This is a genomic window from Pseudomonas sp. TAE6080 (assembly GCF_018732265.1).
In the GTDB taxonomy this organism is placed as follows: domain Bacteria; phylum Pseudomonadota; class Gammaproteobacteria; order Pseudomonadales; family Pseudomonadaceae; genus Aquipseudomonas; species Aquipseudomonas brenneri.
In genome coordinates, this window is record NZ_JAHIDY010000033.1 from 1 (window position 1) to 17,069 (window position 17,069).

17 protein-coding genes and 1 pseudogene are annotated in these 17,069 nt (G+C 60.5%); 4 read left to right on the top strand and 14 right to left on the bottom strand.

What is annotated here, in order from left to right:
* Positions 1-85, bottom strand: a pseudogene (locus tag KL786_RS21700) (electron transfer flavoprotein subunit beta/FixA family protein); the annotation flags it as partial.
* Between the two features lie 556 nt (positions 86-641).
* Here KL786_RS21700 and KL786_RS21705 point away from each other — a divergent pair.
* Positions 642-2,306 (top strand): electron transfer flavoprotein-ubiquinone oxidoreductase, encoded by a 1,665-nt coding sequence (locus KL786_RS21705; protein ID WP_215518945.1) that lies wholly within the window; start codon positions 642-644, stop codon positions 2,304-2,306.
* 159 nt (positions 2,307-2,465) lie between these two features.
* Here KL786_RS21705 and KL786_RS21710 read toward each other — a convergent pair whose 3' ends face one another.
* Entirely contained in the window at positions 2,466-3,359 is an 894-nt protein-coding gene (locus KL786_RS21710; protein ID WP_090291743.1) for an AraC family transcriptional regulator, read from the bottom strand.
* Positions 3,360-3,584: 225 nt separating this feature from the next.
* On the opposite strand from KL786_RS21710, the gene KL786_RS21715 reads away from it, so the two are divergent.
* A complete protein-coding gene (locus tag KL786_RS21715) occupies positions 3,585-4,637 on the top strand; it encodes an NAD(P)-dependent alcohol dehydrogenase (RefSeq protein WP_215518946.1) in 1,053 nt (350 codons plus the stop codon).
* Here the strand turns inward: KL786_RS21715 and KL786_RS21720 are convergent, their stop codons facing one another.
* Positions 4,638-5,441 (bottom strand): IclR family transcriptional regulator, encoded by an 804-nt coding sequence (locus tag KL786_RS21720; RefSeq protein ID WP_215518947.1) that lies wholly within the window; start codon positions 5,439-5,441, stop codon positions 4,638-4,640.
* Positions 5,442-5,513: 72 nt separating this feature from the next.
* A complete protein-coding gene (locus KL786_RS21725; protein WP_029299666.1) occupies positions 5,514-5,993 on the bottom strand; it encodes a GNAT family N-acetyltransferase in 480 nt (159 codons plus the stop codon).
* Positions 5,994-6,177: 184 nt separating this feature from the next.
* Between KL786_RS21725 and KL786_RS21730 the strand changes: the two genes are divergently transcribed.
* Positions 6,178-7,386, top strand: a complete 1,209-nt coding sequence (locus KL786_RS21730) for an MFS transporter (RefSeq protein WP_215518948.1) — start codon at positions 6,178-6,180, stop codon at positions 7,384-7,386.
* An 85-nt stretch (positions 7,387-7,471) separates the two neighbouring features.
* Positions 7,472-7,810: a hypothetical protein gene (locus tag KL786_RS21735; protein ID WP_032861491.1), complete on the top strand. Its 339-nt coding sequence runs from the start codon at positions 7,472-7,474 to the stop codon at positions 7,808-7,810.
* A gap of 70 nt (positions 7,811-7,880) precedes the next feature.
* Here the strand turns inward: KL786_RS21735 and KL786_RS21740 are convergent, their stop codons facing one another.
* The 10 genes from KL786_RS21740 to fabF form a co-directional block, all read right to left on the bottom strand.
* A complete protein-coding gene (locus KL786_RS21740; RefSeq protein ID WP_032861493.1) occupies positions 7,881-8,447 on the bottom strand; it encodes a DUF1285 domain-containing protein in 567 nt (188 codons plus the stop codon).
* Between the two features lie 16 nt (positions 8,448-8,463).
* On the bottom strand, positions 8,464-9,069 hold the full coding sequence (locus tag KL786_RS21745; protein ID WP_032861494.1) for a DUF4823 domain-containing protein: 606 nt from the start codon (positions 9,067-9,069) through the stop codon (positions 8,464-8,466).
* Between the two features lie 94 nt (positions 9,070-9,163).
* Entirely contained in the window at positions 9,164-10,132 is a 969-nt protein-coding gene (locus tag KL786_RS21750) for a GTP 3',8-cyclase MoaA (protein ID WP_032861495.1), read from the bottom strand.
* 139 nt (positions 10,133-10,271) lie between these two features.
* Positions 10,272-10,925 (bottom strand): TetR/AcrR family transcriptional regulator, encoded by a 654-nt coding sequence (locus KL786_RS21755; RefSeq protein WP_029299679.1) that lies wholly within the window; start codon positions 10,923-10,925, stop codon positions 10,272-10,274.
* A 425-nt stretch (positions 10,926-11,350) separates the two neighbouring features.
* Complete coding sequence (locus KL786_RS21760) at positions 11,351-12,133, bottom strand: TatD family hydrolase (protein WP_215518949.1); 783 nt, start codon at positions 12,131-12,133, stop codon at positions 11,351-11,353.
* Positions 12,134-12,198: 65 nt separating this feature from the next.
* On the bottom strand, positions 12,199-13,185 hold the full coding sequence (locus tag KL786_RS21765) for a DNA polymerase III subunit delta' (RefSeq protein ID WP_032861497.1): 987 nt from the start codon (positions 13,183-13,185) through the stop codon (positions 12,199-12,201).
* On the bottom strand, positions 13,178-13,810 hold the full coding sequence (gene tmk, locus KL786_RS21770; RefSeq protein ID WP_215518950.1) for a dTMP kinase: 633 nt from the start codon (positions 13,808-13,810) through the stop codon (positions 13,178-13,180). The genes KL786_RS21765 and tmk overlap by 8 nt, the downstream gene beginning before the upstream one ends.
* 19 nt (positions 13,811-13,829) lie before the next feature.
* A complete protein-coding gene (gene mltG / locus KL786_RS21775; protein ID WP_215518951.1) occupies positions 13,830-14,924 on the bottom strand; it encodes an endolytic transglycosylase MltG in 1,095 nt (364 codons plus the stop codon).
* A 1-nt stretch (position 14,925) separates the two neighbouring features.
* Positions 14,926-15,741 carry an aminodeoxychorismate lyase gene (pabC, locus tag KL786_RS21780; RefSeq protein ID WP_215518952.1) on the bottom strand — a complete coding sequence of 272 codons (816 nt, stop codon included), beginning with the start codon at positions 15,739-15,741 and terminating at the stop codon, positions 14,926-14,928.
* Complete coding sequence (gene fabF, locus KL786_RS21785; protein ID WP_032861501.1) at positions 15,741-16,985, bottom strand: beta-ketoacyl-ACP synthase II; 1,245 nt, start codon at positions 16,983-16,985, stop codon at positions 15,741-15,743. The genes pabC and fabF overlap by 1 nt, the downstream gene beginning before the upstream one ends.
* Positions 16,986-17,069: the final 84 nt, after the last annotated feature.

Here is a 17,069-nt window from a genome sequence, read left to right on the forward strand (position 1 = left end):
CCAGATCGACGCCGGAATTGTCCGCCTTGACGCGAACTTTCACGTTGTAATCGACAACGCGTTTGACAGCTACAAGAACCTTCATGGATTCCTCGTTACTCTCCGGTGAAAAGGAAGCCGCCCGGATAAACCTGGCGGTAGATGCTCAACGGCGCACAAGGGCACCTCTAAAAACGCAGGCCGTCATGACAGATAACGTTGCACGTACTCAATAATAAAGACCGTTCGTCAGGGGTGACTGACAAGTCATTCATCGTCGCAACGTGTAAACTGCGCACCAGCATTACGTGCGCGTCAACCTGCATGGAGCAGTGCCTTGTCTTTGGACGTGGCCTTGAAACCGGCAGTCCGCCTACGGGAAGCGCAAAACCGACCGTATATTGACCGGAACGCCTTTTCCGGTCAATACAGCAAAATGGTCAGATATAAGCCGCGCTGCTTTGATTTATCTAGCGCGCGGGCAATTCAAACAAACGTTTGTATTGGACGCTGAGAGTGGTGTAGATATAATGCGCCACCCAGAGAGAAAGGTGGGTCGTCCCCTGCCCTTCGTAAGAAATTTACGCAGATGACGACAGATAAAACACCGAACCTCCACCCATTAGAAAAAAAACTGTTGAGCCTTGAGTAGGAGATAGCCTGTGGAACGCGAATACATGGAATTCGACGTGGTCATCGTCGGCGCAGGGCCGTCGGGCCTGTCTGCCGCCTGCCGACTGAAGCAGAAGGCCGCCGAAGCCGGTAAGGAAATCAGCGTCTGCGTGGTCGAAAAAGGCTCCGAAGTCGGCGCACACATCCTGTCCGGTGCCGTGTTTGAACCACGCGCCCTGAATGAATTGTTCCCGGACTGGAAAGAACTTGGCGCCCCGCTCAACACTCCCGTGGTGCGCGACGACATCTATGTACTGCGCAGCAGCGACAGCTCCACCAAGGTTCCAGACTTCTTTGTGCCCAAGACCATGCACAACGAAGGCAACTACATCATCTCCCTGGGCAACCTGTGCCGCTGGCTGGCCCAGCAGGCCGAGAACCTGGGCGTAGAAATCTACCCAGGCTTCGCCGCCCAGGAAGTGCTGTTCGACGAGAACGGCGTAGTACGCGGGATCATCACTGGCGACCTCGGTGTCGACCGTGAAGGCCACCCAAAAGACGGCCTGTACACCCCGGGCATGGAACTGCGCGGCAAGTACACGCTGTTCGCCGAAGGCTGCCGTGGGCACCTGGGCAAGCAACTGATCCAGCGCTTCAACCTGGACAGCGACGCCGACGTGCAGCACTACGGTATCGGCCTCAAGGAAATCTGGGAAATCGACCCGGCCAAGCATCAGCCAGGCCTGGTGGTCCACACCGCCGGCTGGCCGCTGGACATCATGAGCAACGAGAACACCGGTGGTTCGTTCCTCTATCACTTGGAAAACAACCAGGTGGTGGTCGGCCTGATCGTCGACCTGTCCTACAGCAATACCTTCCTGTCGCCATTCGATGAGTTCCAGCGCCTCAAGCATCACCCGGTGCTGGCCCAATATCTGGAAGGCGGCAAGCGCATCAGCTACGGCGCGCGCGCCCTGGCCAAGGGCGGCATCAACTCGCTGCCGAAGATGATATTCAAAGGCGGCGCCTTGATCGGTTGCGACCTGGGCACCATGAACGTGGCCAAGATCAAGGGCAGCCACACCGCAATGAAGTCCGGCATGCTCGCCGCCGACGCCGTGGCTGATCGCCTGTTCGCCGAGTCCGAAGGCGGCGATGAACTGACCGCCTACGTCGACAGCTTCAAAGCCAGCTGGCTCTACGAAGAACTGTTCGCCACCCGCAACTTCGGCCCGGCGATGCACAAGTTCGGCCCGATCATCGGTGCTGGCTTCAACTGGTTCGACCAGAACATCCTCGGCGGCAAAATGCCGTTCACCCTGCATGACACCAAGCCGGACTACGCCTGCCTCAAGCTGGCCAAGGACAGCCAGAAGATCGACTACCCCAAACCCGACGGCAAGTTGAGCTTCGACAAGCTGAGCTCGGTGTTCCTCTCCAGCACCAACCATGAAGAAGAACAGCCGTGCCACTTGAAACTCAAGGACCCGAGCATCCCGATCGGCACCAACCTGCCGCTCTACGATGAACCGGCGCAGCGCTACTGCCCGGCTGGCGTGTACGAAGTCATCACCCAGGAAGACGGCGAGAAGCGCTTCCAGATCAACGCCCAGAACTGCGTGCACTGTAAGACCTGTGACATCAAGGACCCTTCGCAGAACATCACCTGGGTGACGCCGGAAGGCGCGGGCGGGCCGACTTACCCGAACATGTAAGTCATCTGCTTGAACACGAGGCTCTCCACTGGAGAGCCTTTTTTATAGTGGGAGCGGGCTTGCTCGCGAAGGCGGTGTATCAGGTTAATAATAGTTAACTGACACACCGCCTTCGCGAGCAAGCCCGCTCCCACATTTGGATAGAGGTATCTACGGGATTTATGCGGCGCGCTCTTCGCCAGGGTTGCGCAGGAAGTAGCGCTTATATTCGCGACTGAACTGCGACGTACTCTGATACCCCACGTTATGCGCCGCCTGCGCCACGCCCATGCCTTCGACCAGCAACAACTGCTGGGCCTTGAGCAATCGCAAGCGCTTGAGGTACTGCACCGGCGACAACAAGGTGCAGCGCTTGAAGTGCTCATGAAAGGTCGACGCGCTCATATGCGCATACCCAGCCAGGGTCTCGATGTTCAGCGGCTCGGCGTAATGGGCATGCAGGTGGTTCAATGACGTGGCAATCCGCGAAAACTGCCCCTGCTGTTCCACCAGCGCGCGCAGCACATCGGCCTGGGGCCCACGCAGCGCGGTGAACAACAATTCCCGCACCCGCGCCGGTCCCATGATCCGACTTTCCAGTGGATCGTGCAGGCACTGCAACAGCCGCTCCACGGCACCGCGCATCGCGTCATCGAGCACCACCGAACTCATCGACTCCAGGGTCTGCGCTGTCGGCGGTGGCCCGGCCTGCATGCCCATAGCCATCACCAACTCGCCCAACACCACCCGGTCAATCCCCACAGTCACCCCGTACAGCGGGGCATCGGCGGCCATGGCAAACGTCTCGCATTCAAAGGGCACCGGCATCGCCTGGATCAGGTAATGCCCGGCGCCATACTCCAGCGTCCGGGGCCCCAGGTAGGCGACCTTGCTGCCCTGGGCCACGAACATCAGGCTGGGTTCGTAGATCTGCGGCCCGCGCGCCACGTCGCAACTGGCGCGCAACACCTGCACGCCCGCCAGGTGAGTCGGGGAGAAACCGTCGCAGGGCGTGAGCTGCTCAATCAAGGCAACCAGCGTGGCGTTGGCATCAAGATGGCGGGTCAACAACATAAAAGCAGTTCTCGGGAAATTCACGACCGGATGCAGCGGGACAAGCTTCAAGCCACACGCTGCAAAAGAGTGTGGAGTTTATAGCTTGGCGCTTGAAGCTTGCTGCTTTTGGCTGCTCCTTCGGAGCTTTAGGCATAAGACTCGGAGCATTTGCCATGTTCGCCCACCGGGTCCACGCGCAGAATTCGCCACCTCTCCCGTCCAAGCTTTTGCGAGGTTTTCACCATGTATACCGCCATCGGTTACGCCGCCCAGTCGGCCACCACTCCCCTCGCCCCCATGTCGTTCGAGCGCCGCAGCCCGCGGGCCGATGACGTGGCGATCGAGATTCTCTACTGCGGCGTCTGCCACTCCGACATCCACCAGGCGCGCAACGAATGGGGCATCGCCGTCTACCCGCTGATGCCGGGCCATGAGATTGTCGGCAAGGTCACGGCCGTCGGCGCCAGCGTCACCGCGCATAAAGTCGGCGACCTGGTCGGCGTGGGCTGCATGGTGGACTCATGTCGCCACTGCGAAGCGTGCAAGTCGGACCTGGAGCAATACTGCCTCGAAGGCCCGACCATGACCTATGCCACCCCGGATCGCGTGGACGGCAGCAACACCATGGGCGGCTACTCCGACAGCATCGTGGTCAGCGAGCACTTTGTGGTGAAGATTCCGGCCAAGCTCGACCTGGCCAGCGCCGCACCGATCCTCTGTGCGGGCATCACCACCTACTCGCCGCTCAAGCACTACGGGGTCAAGGCGGGTGATAAAGTCGGGATCCTTGGCATGGGCGGCCTGGGCCATATGGGCATCAAGTTTGCCAAGGCCATGGGCGCCGAAGTGACGCTGTTCACCCGCTCGGCGAGCAAGGCTGAAGAAGGCCGTCGCCAGGGCGCCGATCATGTGATCGTGTCCACCGATGCCGAGCAGATGAAAGCCGCCGCCGGGCATTTCGATTTCCTGCTCGACACCATCCCGGTGCAGCACGACCTCAACCCCTACCTCGATACCCTGCGCTTTGACGGCGTGCATATCCTGGTGGGTTTGATCGAGCCGGTAGACCCTCCGGTCAACGCCGCCAAGCTGGTGCTGGGCCGTAAAGTGCTGGCCGGCTCACTGATCGGCGGCATTGCCGAAACCCAGGAAGTCCTGGATTTCTGCGCCGAGCATGGCATTACCTGCGACATCGAAATGCTCGATATCCGCCAGATCAACGAAGCCTATGCCCGCATGATTGCTGGCGACGTGAAGTACCGCTTCGTGATCGACATGACCACCCTGAAGGCTTGATCAGGCCTTCGCCCCCAACTCCGCTGACAGCCGTGCTGCGACCTGTTTGACCACAGGAATCAGCTCGGCCATTTTTTCCAGCGGCATGTAGGGCACCGTACTGGCGATGCTGATGCCGGCGACAATCCGCCGGCTGGCATCGCGCACGGGTGCGGCCACACAGCGGATCGATGGTTCGTTGTCTTCCAGGTCGAACGCATAGCCGCCCGCGACATAGTCGTGCATGCGTTGCTCGAACTGCTCCCAGGATTGTTCCGGGTGCTGCGGCCAGTGCAGGTTTTTCCCGCCTACCGGCAAGCTGGCCTGATACAGGCGCTGCCATTCCTCTTGCGTATCATCGAGCAACAAGGCCTTGCCGATCCCGGTGCGTGCCAGGGGCATGCGATGGCCGACCCGCGAACGCATTTCCGGGCCATTGCGCCCAGGGTTCTTGTGCAGGTACAGCACATCGTCGTATTCACGGATCGCCAGGTGGATGGTGTCGCCAGTCAGCGCCGACAACTCATCCAGATAAGGCATCGCCAGCGTCACCAGCGGCAGTTCTTCCCGGGCCTGGAAGCCCAATTCGATCAACTTCGGCCCCAACAGATAGCCGACTTGCGGCACCACCCGCAGGTAGCGCTCGTCCACCAGGCAACTGGCCAGGCGGTGCGTGGTGCTGCGGGTGGTGCCGATGCGCCGGGCAATCTCCTTGAGATCCCGCGCACCGCTAGCCACCGCCTGCACCACGCCCAGGCCGCGCAACAGGGTCTGGGTGCCCGTGGGGGCAGGATCTTTGACGGGCGTTGGGGCGTTTTCCTGCATGTCGGGAGCCTATGTGTCGTACGAAAGCGGCGGCCATTATGGCAAATGCCGGGCCTCAAGACAGGGCCGATCTCAGCCCTGGGCAAACTCACGCAACGCATCGCCTTCCATGCGGTAGCGCACCCATTCTTCCTGGGGCTGGGCACCGATGGATTTGTAGAACGCAATGGCCGGCTCGTTCCAGTCCAGCACGCTCCATTCGAAGCGCCCACAGCCATTGTCGTAGGCAATCTTCGCCAGGTGGCGCAGCAATTTCTTGCCCGCCCCGCCGCCACGCTGTTCCGGGTTGATGTACAGGTCTTCCAGGTACAGGCAGTTGCTGCCAAGCCAAGTGGAATAGCTGAAGAAGAACACCGCAAAACCGATCGGCAAGCCATCACGCAGGCAGATCAGGCCATGGGCGGTAGCGCCTTCACTGAACAGGCTGCGCTCGATATCCACCACGCTGGCGATCACTTCGTGGCGGGCTTTTTCGTACTCGGCCAGCTCCGTGATGAAGGTCAGGATCTGCGCAGCATCGCTGGGCACGGCGGGACGAATCTCGATGGTCATGAACAGGCCTGCTGCTAAAAAAGAAAGGACACATACTAAGGCGCTTTGATGACCGCTTGCAGGGTTTTATGCACGCGGTTACTCCGCTGCCCAGCAATGCTGGCACCAGTAACCACAGAACAAACCACACGGTGGTGCGTGGTAAAAAGTCCGTCATAAATCCAACAGACTCCCAGGCTTGCCCATGCGCCCCACTGCTTCGGTTGACGGAAAACTCTTCGCCCTGCTCTGCCTTGCCAGCTACCTGTTATCACTGTCGTATGGCTCGACGTTTTTATTGTCGCTGCTGATCGATTCCAGAGGCGGCAACGAGCACGACGCCGGTAGCGTGATCGCCATGGCAATGCTCAGTACGTTTATCGCGGTAATGGCGTCCGGGCACCTGGCCGACGCCCTGGGTGCCGCGCGCTCGATTGCCTGCCTGGGGATGCTGTTGGTGACGGCCTGCCTGGGTTTTGCCCTGACGCCGGGCTTTGGCCAGGGCCTGATGCTGTTCGGCCTGGCACTCGGGCTGGGCTGGGGCGTGTTCTATACCCTGGGCCCGATCATTGTGGCGATGCTGGTGGAGCCCAGCCAAAGGGCCAAGTATTTTGCCTGGCTGTCGGGCAGCATGATGACCGGCATCGGTTCGGGGCCCTTGCTGGGGCGAGTGGCCAGCTCTTTGGGCCTGCCCCTTGAAACCGCGTTCTACATCGCAGCCCTCGCCAGCCTGGCGGGCGTGCTGATCTTCTGGCGCCTGGGCAGCCATTTCAAGCAGCAACCCAACCTGCTGGGCGCCGGCACCGTCTCGAAAATCTCCTGGGCCAGCACCCGGCAGGTACTCGGGTCCAAGGCGGTATTCGCAATCATCATGGTGGGCCTGGGCGGCTGCGTGTTTGGTGGGCTGTCGAGTTTCCAGACCAGTTATGCGGCAAGCCGTGGGCTGGATTATTCGTGGTTCTTTCTTGGCTTCATGGGGGCAGCCATTACCAGTCGCTTGCTGATTGCCAGCGTGGTGGTCAGGCGCGACGCCTATTGGTCAGCCTGTGTATTGTCCGGATTGATGATGGTGTCGATCCTGATGTTCAGCGTCGGCGTACATGACAGCTTCAGCTACTTGCTGGCGGCCATGACCTTGGGGGTGGGTTACGGCCTGACCTATTCGGTGATCAACGGCCTGGCCGCCAACGAAGCGCCGAGTGCCAGCATGCCCCAGGCCTTGCTGTTGTTCAGCCTGTCGTACTTTATCGGCGTGTTCGGGTTTCCGCTGCTGGCAGGCAAGCTGATCGTCGAGCAAGGCATGCCGACCCTGCTGGCCAGTGTCCTGGGGATCGCCCTGCTCAATTGGTTGATCACGGTGGCGCGCCTGATCTGGCGCCGGGTTTCGCAAAACAAAATCCTGCAGGTGACCTGACACCGTTCGTCGCGACCCAGGCACCAACCACAAAGGTGGGCTGACCAATAGAAGGTAAGGACCTTATTTCTATGGAGGCTCCACCATGAATACTCGCAAAATGACTGCCCTTGCCCTCACCGGTTTGCTGTCTGCGTTTTCGCTTGGCAGCTTTGCCGCATCCGACCACTCCACCGGCAAGACCGACCCGATTGGCAGCCCACCCAACCCGGCAACCGAAGAAACCAAGAACTCCATGGGCACCGGCCTGGACACCAATGGCGGTGCCATCATCCAGGACGGCGCTGACCCTCGCACCCAGGGCAATGACGGCAACCGTCAGGGCCTGGGCACCGATGTCGAGAACGGCAAGATCGGCCCAGGCAAGAATGCCACCCCAAGCGGCAACGATGACAACCTGCCCGGTGCGCCGAAGCAGCCTTGAGCCACCAACCGACAGACGCAGAGCCGGCTTGCCAGCGATGGCGGTGTGTCGTTCAACCCTATAGCCGGGATCAGCCCTCGGGTTCCAGGCCGATCGGGAAGAACACCCCGCCACTCCAAACCCCCAGCCAACGCTGGCCGTCGATCAGGCGCGTCACCGCCAGCTCCACCAACTGGTAGAACACGTTGCGATGGACCAGCGCCTCAAGGTTGTTGCGCACCAGCACGTAGGGCGAAGGTTCCTGGGTGTGTGCGTCGATCACCACCCGCAGCGGATGCGCCGGGCCGGCCTCGATCGGATCATCGACATTGGAAGTAAACCGCAGCAGCTGGCTCTCACCCTGCCCTTCGACCTCCAGCATCACCGCCACAAAGGGCGCGTCATCCACCTTGATCCCGACCTTTTCCACCGGCGTGATCAAGAAGTAATCATCGCCATCGCGGCGGATGATATTGGAGAACAGCTTGACCATCGGTTTGCGCCCGATAGGCGTGCCCAGGTAATACCAGGTGCCATCACGGGCGATGCGCATGTCGATATCACCACAGAAATCCGGGTTCCACAGGTGAACCGGTGCCGGTCCCTTGCCCTTGGGCAACTGTGCCAACAAATCATTGGCCTTGGCCGAACCCGTCATGCTGTTCTCCTTTGAATTACTGGTCGCTCATGCCCAGCAAGGTGCGGGCGTACTGCCGCAACGGTGGGCCAAGCAGATCTTCGGGCTTATTGTCGTGGAACGTCAGTAAACCGCCACGACTGCGAATCCGTGCAGTATCGATCAAATACTGGGTGCTGGTCTCGATCAACATGATCTGGATAACCCCGCTGTCCACTCCCAGCCGATCAAGGGCCTCCTGATCCGCCCACTCATCGGCATTGCCAATGCGATCATCGGCCTTGGCGAACCGCGTGTACAACAGGTAATGCGCCCCGACTTCACGGGCCTCGGCCATGGCTTGCTCCAGGCCTTCCGGGGCACGGGCGCGGCGGACCATGGGGAAGTATTCGATAAAACCGTTGAAGGCTTCTTCGGCCACCACATTGGGACGCGGATAGGCACTGCCCGGCGGCGTGAATGCGCCCTGGGCGATAAACACAAAGGAATCGGGCTGTATGCGAACCGAGTTGGAACGACGGGTGTCGCTATGATCCAGCAAACCGGCATCGCTCATCTGATAGCGAGTGCCTTCGGCCATATCGCTGACTGTCATGCAGCCACCCAGCGCGAACGACGCCAGCAACAAAACCAGACTACGCATCCTATCCTCCAGAAGCCGGTGACGGAAAACCGGCGAATGGGCACGAGATGCAGATTTTGGGCCATAGAAGCAGCTGCAAGCTTATAGCTAGGTGTCAGCCGCCAATAATCTTCATCACCGTAGCGCCGCCCGAAAATGCCACTTCCTGCTTGTCGCCCAAGGCCTTGACCAGCAGGCGCTGCAACGCAGGCAAAGCTTGGTGACGTGGTTTGTCCAACAGGTCGCCGACGTAATGGCGGTTGCTCGAAGACAAGCAGCCGTGCAGCCAGCCGGTGGAGGAAAGGCGCAGGCGCGAACAGGTTCGGCAAAATGGCACGCTTTCATTGGCGATCACGCCGAAAAAGCCCTGGCCGGGAATTTCATAGCGCACGGCCGTGGCATCTACCGGGGCGTCGGCCTGCAAGTATTCGTGATGGTCGCCAATCAGGCTCAACAGTTGTTGCAGGCTGACGAATTGCTGCAGGAAGGCGTTGGAGTCACTGGCCAGGTGGCCCATGCGCATCAACTCGATAAAACGCAGCTCATAGCCGCGCGCCAGGCAATACTCCAGCAGCGGCATGACCTGATCGAGGTTCTGCCCGCGTAGCGGCACCATATTGACCTTGATCTTGATCCCCGCCGCACGCGCCTGGTCCATGCCATCGAGGACTGTAGCCAAGTCGCCACCACGGGCGATCCCACGAAAGGCATCGGCATCGAGGGTGTCGAGGGACACATTGATACGGCGGATTCCGGCATCCACCAGCAAGGGCAACTTGCGCGCCAGTAACTGGCCATTGGTGGTCAGGCTGATATCGCTCAAGCCCATCTGCCCGACGGCCTGCATGAAGGTTTCGAGCTTGGGGCTGACCAGCGGCTCGCCGCCAGTAATGCGCAGGCGATCAATACCGGCCGCCTCGATCAGGTAGGCCACGCCACGGGCCATGGCCTCAGCCGAGAGTTCGTCCTGCGCAGCCACCAGCCGCTTGCCGTTGGGCACGCAGTAGGTACAGGCATAATTGCAGGCTGAGGTCAGGCTGATCCGCAAATTGCGAAAACGCCTGCCTTGACGATCAACGATCATGGATCACTCCGGCAGAGGATAATTCGGGCGCGCTAAAACCTGACTTATAAATCAGATTTTAGCAAGGTCCTTGCCTGAGTATATTCCTGGGTTACCACATACGGCAGTAAATCAGCACGCCATTGTGCCGATGAATGCCTTATGTAGCAGGCGTCTCGGGGTTCGGCAGGTCGGTGCTGTGCTTGCGCTTGTTGCCCATGCGCACGCCGATGTCCATCAGGAACTGGAAGAAGCCTTCCTGATCTTCCAGCACGTTGCTCCAGAATGGCGAGTGGTACAACGCCACGGCGCCATGCACCAACGCCCAGGCGGCGCAGTAATGGAAATAAGGCGGCACGTCTTCCAGCTTGCCTTCGCTGATCCGGCCCTTGATCAGCAGGGTCAGGCGTTCGAAGTTCGAGGCACGGATCTTGTGCAGCTCCTCGACCATTTCCGGCACCTGGTGGCCCTTGACCACTTTCTCTTCCAGGCGGTCGAACAAGCGGTAACGCTGCGGATCACGCATGCGAAACTCGAAGTACGCCCGGGACAGCGCTTCCTTGTCCTTGTCGACATCAGCTGAGTGCAGCAACTCGTTCAAGTCACGCTCGTAGTCGAGCATCAGGCGCAGATAGATCTCGGCCTTGGACTTGAAGTGTTTATAGATGGTGCCTTTGCCGATACCCACGGCATCCGCAATCATCTCGACGGTGACGCTGTCTTCACCCTGTTCGAGGAACAATTTGAGCGCGGTGTCGAGAATTTCCTGCTCACGGCGGCGAAACTCACGGACCTTACGGGGTTCTTTGTGCATAGAAAGAGGTCTGCAGAGGTCAGTATTGGAAGGGTGGGATGCCCCGATGACGGAACGTTTTACCCGGTGCGAGGGATTATCCCGACTGGGCGGTCGTTGGGCAACGTCTATATGAACAACCCACATACTAAACTTACAGCACGCCAACGAATCAGGCGATACGGGTCAGAAATAAAACACTGATTCACGCAATGTATTGCCGTCAATGAGAACTCAAGCGAAGCGCACGTATTCCAAATCTGTTTAAAAAACGATCAGATGCGACTGGACTGCACGGGATACTGATCAATACTTCATCTGTCGGTGTGACATCTCCCCCAAGTGAAACACCGATATGGGTACCAACGGACCGCGTACCTTTGTTTACTCCTAATGGTCTTAACCCGGATTCACCCCCCAGAACCCGGGTTTTTTTTGCCTGGGATTCAGCCAACGTGCGCCAGAGGGAACAGGCGCTTGAAGTTTTCGGTGGTCTGCTCGGCAAAACGCTCCACCGACTCACCCCGCAACATTGCCAGGTAGTCCGCCACATCCCGCACATATTCCGGCAGGTTCGGCTTGCCGCGATGAGGGATTGGCGCCAGGTAAGGCGAATCGGTTTCCACCAGCAGGCGGTCAGCCGGCACCTGGCGCGCTACATCGCGCAGGGCCTCGGCGTTGCGGAAGGTGACGATGCCCGACAGGGAAATATAGAAGCCCAGGTCGAGGGCCGCCTTGGCCATCTCCCAATCTTCGGTAAAGCAGTGCAACACACCCGCCTGGGGCAGCGCCGCTTCGCGCAGCAAGGCCAGGGTGTCGGCCCGGGCGCCACGGGTGTGTACGATCACCGGCTTGCCGGTCTGCTGCGCCGCCTGCAGGTGCAGGCGGAACGAGGCCTGCTGCAAGTCGGCGGCTTCTGGCTCGTAATGGTAATCCAGGCCGGTTTCACCGATGGCCACCACCCGTGGGTGATTGAGCTCGTCCAGCAGCCACTCAAGGGCCGGGGCTTCGCCGGGTTTGAGATCCAGGGGGTGGATGCCCACCGAGCAATCGACATCGGCATAGCGCTCGGCCAGAGCCTTGACGTCGGCGGCATTCTCGGCGCTGACGCCGATACACAGGAAGTGCCCGACGCCACGCTGGCGCGCAGCGTCGAGCGCTGCATCCAGGGAGCCGTTGTGAGCGACGAGGTCGAGGCGATCAAGGTGGCAATGGGAATCTACGAGCATAGGAAGTTACAACTTGCGTCACAGGAAGTGTCTGGCCAACGAGACATCCGTCGGCCCCGAGAATATCAACGTCGGCCGAGCAACCCGACCCATTGCACCAGCAATGCCTCAAGCAACAGCACCCGGTTCAGGTTGGCCTTGCCCAAGACCTTCTGGCGCTGGGCAAGGATCCAGTCCTGAATGTTCAAAACCTTGTCCTGGGCACTCTTCTGCGCCAGGTATTGCACGACCTTGCGCATGTCCATCAAGCCCAGGCCGTTCTCGTCCTGGGTCAGTTGATAGCGCAGGATCAGGCTGGACCAGTCGCAAAACCAGTCAAACAGCAGCAGCAGCGGCACGTCTTTCCAGCCTTCGGCCAGTTGCGTGGCCGACTGCTCCTGCTTGAGCAGTTTTTTCACCCCGTCGACCACCAGCGCACGCTGCTCGCGCACGCCCTGGGCCTGCAGGCTGACCGCCGCCAAGGGCGAGCCGGCGGCCAGGGTCAACAATTCGACCCGCTCTTGCTCACTGCACTCCGGCAAGGCCTGGCCCAGCCACTGCAAGCTCATGGCCTCGCTCGGCAGCGGGCAGGCCTGTTGCACGCAACGGCTGCGAATGGTCGGCAGCAGACGGCTGGACTGGTGGCTGACCAGCAACAGCACGGTGTCGCCGGACGGCTCTTCCAGGCTCTTGAGCAAGGCGTTGGCGGCGTTGATGTTCATCGATTCCACCGGTTCGATCAACACCACCTTGCGGCCGCCCATCTGCGCGGTCTGCACCACAAAACTCACCAAGTCTCGCACCTGGTCGACCTTGATCGCCTTGTCGGCTTCTTCAGGTTCCAGCACGTAGTTGTCCGGATGGCTGCCGGCCTTGAGCAACAGGCACGACTTGCATTGCCCGCACGCCTCCAGCCCTGCCGGCCGCTGGCACAGCAGGCGTGCCATCAAGCGTTCGGCCAAGGCGCGCTTGCCGATGCCTGCCGGCCCATGGAGCAGGTAGGCATGGGCGTGCTGGGCACGCCCGGCCAATTGCTGCCACAGGCTGTCCTGCCACGGGTAGGCTTCAGCCACGGTAAAGCTCCAACAGTTTGGGTACCAGCGCATCGATAGCCTGCTGCACCTGCTTCAGCGGCTGCGCGGCATCCAGCAGGCAGTAGCGCGAGGGTGCAGCTGCGGCACGCTGGAGATAAGCCGCACGCACTGCTTCAAAAAATGCCCGGCCTTCCAGCTCGAAACGATCCAGGCGACCACGGGCGCTGGCCCGGGCCAGGCCGACATCAACCGGCAGGTCGAAGACCAGGGTCAGGTGCGGGCGCAGGTCGCCCTGGACGAAAGTCTCCAGGGTCGCAATGCGCTCCAGGGACAAGCCGCGGCCCGCGCCCTGATAGGCGTAGGTGGAATCGGTGAAGCGGTCGCAGATCACCACTGCGCCACGGGCCAGCGCCGGGCGAATCACTTGCGCCAAGTGCTGGGCACGGGCAGCAAACACCAGCAACAGTTCGGTGTCCGGGTCCATGACCTCATCGCCAGTGGCCAGCAGCACTTCGCGAATCTTCTCCGCCAGAGGCGTGCCGCCAGGCTCGCGGGTCAGCAACACCTCGATCCCCTCGGCCCGCAAGCGTTCGGCCAGGTATTCACGGTTGGTACTCTTGCCGGCGCCTTCCGGGCCTTCCAGGGTAATAAACAAGCCAGTCACAGGCAGTCCTTAGTCAGAGTCATTGCGGGCTTTGCGCGGGCGCAGCGTCAGGCGCGACAGGCTCAACGGTCGCGGGTAGAGCCGGCGCAGGGCTGGAGCGATAGTCGGCGCGACGCTTGAGTTGGTACTCACGCACCGCCGCATTATGGGCATCCAGGCTATCGGAGAAAATGTGGCTGCCATCGCCCCGGGCCACAAAATACAGGCTGCTGCCCGGTACCGGATTCAACGCGGCGTGGATCGCCTCGCGGCCGACCATGGCAATCGGCGTCGGCGGCAGGCCGCTGATCATGTAGGTGTTATAGGGCGTGGCTTCTTTCAGGTGCGCGCGCGTCAACTTGCCGTTGTAGCGCTCGCCCATGCCGTAGATCACGGTGGGATCGGTTTGCAGCAGCATGCCGATCTTCAGGCGTCGTACAAACACCCCGGCAATCTGCCCACGCTCTTCAGGCACGCCGGTTTCCTTCTCGACCAGCGATGCCATGATCAGCGCCTGGTAGGGGTCGGTATAGGGCGCATCCGGGGCGCGTCGGCTCCATTCCTGCTCAAGGACATCGTCCAGGCGGTTGTAGGCTTTCTTGAGGAACTCGACATCGCTCATACCACGTACAAAACGGTAGGTATCAGGAAAGAACCGCCCTTCCGGGAACACGTCGGGATGACCGATCTTCTCCATCACCTCACGGTCACTCAAGCCCGACAGGGTCTGCTCGATCTTTTCGTGCTTGGCCAGCGCACTGCGCACCTGGCGGAAATTCCAGCCCTCCACCAGCGTCAGGCTGTACTGCACGACTTCACCGCGCTGCCATAGGCCGATCAGCCCCTGGGCCGTCAGGCCTGGCGTCATGCGGTATTCGCCACTGTGCAGCGGCTGGCCATCAAGGTTGAAGCGCCAGTACAGACGCAGCCAAAAGGCATCCTCAAGTACACCATCCGCTTGCAGACGGTTGAAGGTGCCCGTAGGCGTCGCGCCGGTCGCTACATCCAGCAATTGCTCCTGGGACAGATTCAGTGGCTGCTTCAAGGCCGAGTCCAGCTTCCAGGCCGAAAAGCCCAGCAGCAAACCCGCCAGGACCAGACCGATCTCCAGCAGCAATACAATTTTACGTCTCAAATCAAACACCCAATAGCGCGCGAACAATGCCTTGCAGTTTACGGGTGAGTGGCCCAGCCGACCAGCTCATTGGCCCATATCCAAGCACCGGCCAAATGCCATATACGCTGTTGCAGACGAACACTTCATCGGCCTGCTGCAACTGCGCAAGGCTGATATCGGCAACGATGGTGGCAATGCCCAACGCCTCGGCCCTGCTCAACAACTCGGCGCGCATGACGCCGGCCACGCCACAGCGGCTCAGGTCGGCGGTCAGCAACTGGCCGGCATGCACCAGGAACAGATTGCTGAACACGCCTTCGATGACGCGCCCGGACATATCCAGCATCAATCCTTCAGCGTGATCGGCATCTTGCCACTCGGCGCGAGCCAGGACCTGTTCGAGGCGGTTGAGGTGTTTGAGACCGGCGAGCAAGGGTTGCTCGGACAAACGCGTGGCGCATGGAAACAGGCGTACGCCTGATGAACCATGAGCCTCGGGATAGGTGGCAGGCGGGCTGCCTTGCAGGATACGGCGCGCTGGGGCGCCTGGGTTGATGCCATAACCGCGCAAGCTATCGCCACGGGTGAGGATTAACTTGAGCACGCCGTCACCAAGGGCTGCCGCGTAGGCCAGCAACTCGTGGCGGATCAGTGCCTGGTCGACGGTGAGCGCCAGGCGCCTGCAACCTTCGTCAAGGCGTTGCAGGTGGCGGTCAAGCAGCACGGGCTGCCCGGCCTTGACCGCGATGGTTTCAAACAAACCATCGCCGTAGGCCAGGCCGCGATCTTTGAGCGGCACGGTATCCGCTGGCTGACCGTCGACCCAGCTGTGCATCACTCGGCGAACCGGCGGAACACCAGGGAACCGTTGGTACCACCAAAGCCGAACGAGTTGGACAACACCACGTCGATCGGCATTTTCTGCGGCTCGTGAGGCACGAAGTTCAGGTCGCAGCCCTCATCCGGCTCATCAAGGTTGATGGTCGGCGGCGCGACCTGATCCTTGATCGCCAGCACGCTGAAAATCGCTTCGACCGCACCTGCCGCACCCAACAGGTGACCGGTCATGGACTTGGTGGAACTGACCGCCAGCTTGTAGGCGTGCTCACCGAATACCGACTTGATGGCCTGCGCTTCCGCCAGGTCACCCGTGGGCGTCGAGGTGCCGTGGGCGTTGATGTACTGCACTTGATCGACATTGATCTTCGCATCGCGCAGGGCATTGCTGATGCAACGCGCAGCGCCCGCGCCGTCGGCGGGTGGCGAGGTCATGTGGTAAGCATCGCCACTCATGCCAAAACCGATCAGCTCGGCATAGATCGTCGCGCCGCGGGCCTTGGCGTGCTCCAGTTCTTCGAGGACCAGGGCACCGGCGCCGTCGGACAGCACAAAGCCATCACGGCCCTTGTCCCACGGACGACTGGCGCGGGTCGGCTCGTCATTGCGCGTAGACAGCGCACGCGACGCGCCGAAGCCGCCCATGCCCAGGCCACAGGCGGCCATTTCGGCGCCACCGGCGATCATCACGTCAGCTTCGTCATAGGCGATATTGCGCGCCGCCATGCCGATGCAGTGAGTGCCCGTGGTGCACGCCGTGGAAATGGCATAGTTAGGCCCCTGGGCACCCAGATGGATGGACAGGAAACCGGAAATCATATTGATGATCGAGCCCGGGACGAAGAACGGTGAAATTCGACGAGGGCCGGAGTCGTGCAGCGTGCGGCTGGTTTCTTCGATATTGGTCAGACCACCAATACCCGAGCCCATGGCCACGCCAATGCGATCACGGTTGGCATCGGTGACTTCCAGGCCGGCATTACGCACTGCCTGAAAACCGGCCGCCAAGCCGTATTGAATGAACAGGTCGAGTTTTCGGGATTCCTTGATCGAGAGATATTCCTCGACATTGAAGCCCTTTACCGAGCCGCCAAAACGGGTGGAATAGGCAGAAAGGTCCGTATGCTCGATCAGACCAATACCACTGTGGCCAGCCAGAATGCCCTGCCAACTGCTCGGCACATCCGTACCCAGTGGCGACAACATACCCATACCGGTGACTACGACGCGTCTACGCGACACAGCACTCTCCTTTTTCTAATGACGACACTTTGCTTCACAGCTCATTTTTCATCAGAGCTAAAGAAAAAACCGCACGCCGTTACA